The sequence below is a fragment of the Synechococcales cyanobacterium T60_A2020_003 genome (assembly GCA_015272205.1).
In the GTDB taxonomy this organism is placed as follows: Bacteria; Cyanobacteriota; Cyanobacteriia; order RECH01; family RECH01; genus JACYMB01.
Genome location: JACYMB010000223.1, coordinates 1 through 2,663, shown reverse-complemented (window position 1 = coordinate 2,663; position 2,663 = coordinate 1). Strand labels below are relative to the sequence as shown.

The window sequence follows — 2,663 nt, the reverse complement described above, 5'->3', positions numbered from 1 at the left end:
TCATCCTGGCATTTTACGCCGCAGAGCGGCGGGGAATCGACCCGCAGGGATTGAAGTGCGCGAACAGCGATCGCTCGAAACCCAACAGGCCAGAACGGCAGACTATATGAACGATCTACTCTTACTCATTCAAAATCGAACCAGCTACTCTTACGACGCGTTGCAAACCGATCTCGATCGCATCTTCAAAACCACCCTTGATGATCTAGTCAAAGGCAATATCTCGCAAGAGTCTTTCCGCACCTTTATCGAGGTCTACAACACGGTTAAGGCAACGTGCGATCGCCCAACATAACGACACACAATTTTATAAAGCTTCCGGAAATATATATATACTGACCCCATCGTCTCGCCCTTTTTAAGTGATTTCTCGCATAGATTTCTTTTTCAGGATCCAGAAATTCCGTACACTATAGTCATAGCGAGCCACGGTTTGAAGGGTCAAGGCTCTAATCTATCCATTAAAGTTGACCAGTATTGCATCGGACAGCCTTACAGGGACGGGCGTGTGTCAGCAACCTGCACTGCCATCCTTGAGCCAATTCAATCCTCCTGTCTTGGGGACTTTGAAGCGCTAGTCCGCTCCTAACGGGCTTCTTCAGTTTGCTTGCACGGGGTTAGAACATGCCCTGGTATTTACACACCCTTGAGGATGTTTACTGTTGAAATCAGTGGGGTCGATCTACGATACTCTTGGGAATACTAAAGTCAGTACCACGCTGCAACATCATAAAAGAGCCGTATAGGGAGTTTATGAGTGAGCTGCGCTATGTCCGCATTGCACAGCCTCCTGCGTCCTTAAAAAAAATATGCCTAAAAGTACATTACGTTTACAGCTTATGCGCCAACCTGCAGAACGAGGGAACGTTTCTTCGATACAACTCGTTTCAACCTACGTGCTGATTGGCAGCCTTTGGCTGATTGTCTTTAATCAGGTGCTAGATCTAGTTGTGCGTAATGTAAATACTCTCAATATCTTGACCACCCTGGGCAATCTGGGATTTGTGATTGTTACGGGATGGTTCATGTATCGTCTGAGTTTGCGTACTCAGAGAAACAGCGATCTATCTCGTACTCAAGATCTGGCCTTACTGGAGAAGGAGTGCTATCTCTTACGGGAAAAGGTATTCCAACAGTCTGACGAGCTATTCCATCTTCAAGGCATCCTCCAACGCAAAAGCAGTACGAATCCCAACAGTAGTGAGGCTGGAAGTACAGACCGCATATCCGTTAATGGGTCGCACCAACCCAATCCACAAGCAGTTCAGGAACTCCAGCACGCGATCGCCAACCGAGAGTTTATCTTGGAATATCAACCGATTGTGATGCTGAATCACGGCAATCGCATCATCGGCTTTGAAGCCCTCGTGCGCTGGCAACACCCCCACAAAGGGCTGATTATGCCAGGCGACTTTATTCCCTTTGCCGAAGAGACCGATCTGATTGTGCCCCTAGGAGAATGGGTACTCGAAGAAGCCTGCCGTCAAAATGAGCGGTGGCGTCAGCAGTTTCCAGGATACGAAAACCTGATGGTGAGCGTCAATTTATCCAGTAAGCAGTTCAACCAACCCGATTTGGTGAACCAAATTGCAGCCGTGCTGGAGAAAACGGGGCTTCCACCGTCGTGCCTAAAGCTAGAGATCACGGAGACGGCTATCATGCAAGATGCTGAAACGGCGATCGCCATGCTGACCAAGCTTCACAACATGGGCGTTAAGCTGTCCATTGACGATTTTGGAACCGGGTACTCATCCCTGAGTTATCTCTACCGTTTCCCGGTTGATAGCTTAAAGGTCGATCGTTCGTTCATTAGCCGGATTGATCATGATGGTGAACAGGTTGAACTGGTACGAACCATCCTAACACTGGCATGGAATTTGGGGTTAAGTACCATTGCTGAAGGCATTGAAAATCCCAAGCAAATGGCTCAACTGCGGGCGTTGCACTGTGAGTGCGGTCAGGGCTTTTTCTTTAGTAAGCCTCTCTCCAGGCAGGCGGTCGATCAGCTATTGAGCGATCAGATTGACAGACTTTAACGGTGTTCCATGCAGGCGATCGCCCTGCATGGATGGGAGAGCGATCGCCCAAACCGATGACAAAGGTGACCTCATTTTTCAGCAAGGCGATGACCGTATTGCTTTCTTGGAGTGCCCTCCGACGTTGGTAATTGGGAGCATCCCAATTTTGTACGGGTAGTGCGAGCGTCCCGCTCGCGGGCAAGATGCCCACACTCCAGATATTGATAAATTTGCAAATGTGGGATGCTCCCTGGCAATTGGTTATGACTGGAGTTTAGACTAATTGAGAAAGAAAAACAGCCAACACCGATGGTTTGGCTGCTTAATGGTCATGTTGCATCAAGTAATGATTGACCATGACTAATTTTGACCGCTTGAAGGCGTTTCGACACAAGTCCTACATGCTCATCGGCAATGGCAAGGACGCTCTATTCGACCTGATGGATGCCGTTTTGGTGAGCCGCAGTGTGTACTCCTTTGCCGAACTGTCAGTTGCGCCAGTATTTCGACGACAGTGGCCGAGTTTGTATGAAGCTTTACAGGATAGCAACCCACCCCGATTGGAGTGGATGGGATTGTACCTAGTGCAGGCTGGCAGGAATTGCTAACCAGCGTTCACAACCTCATCAAACCCCTTAAACTTCC

General features: G+C 48.7%; 4 protein-coding genes. All 4 read left to right on the top strand.

Features of this window, described 5'->3' with window-relative positions:
* On the top strand, positions 1-295 hold a 295-nt coding region (locus IGR76_11270), incomplete at its 5' end, for a hypothetical protein (GenBank protein ID MBF2079072.1).
* Positions 296-809: 514 nt separating this feature from the next.
* Positions 810-2,036 (top strand): EAL domain-containing protein, encoded by a 1,227-nt coding sequence (locus IGR76_11265; GenBank protein ID MBF2079071.1) that lies wholly within the window; start codon positions 810-812, stop codon positions 2,034-2,036.
* On the top strand, positions 2,023-2,196 hold the full coding sequence (locus IGR76_11260; GenBank protein ID MBF2079070.1) for a hypothetical protein: 174 nt from the start codon (positions 2,023-2,025) through the stop codon (positions 2,194-2,196). Before IGR76_11265 ends, IGR76_11260 begins: the two co-directional genes overlap by 14 nt.
* A gap of 178 nt (positions 2,197-2,374) precedes the next feature.
* Entirely contained in the window at positions 2,375-2,626 is a 252-nt protein-coding gene (locus tag IGR76_11255; GenBank protein ID MBF2079069.1) for a hypothetical protein, read from the top strand.
* Positions 2,627-2,663: the final 37 nt, after the last annotated feature.

Bases quoted from the DNA above. Each gene is read 5' to 3' on its own strand.
- IGR76_11265 (MBF2079071.1), top strand. From the start codon at position 810: ATGCCTAAAAGTACATTACGTTTACAGCTTATGCGCCAACCTGCAGAA.
- IGR76_11255 (MBF2079069.1), top strand. From the start codon at position 2,375: ATGACTAATTTTGACCGCTTGAAGGCGTTTCGACACAAGTCCTACATG.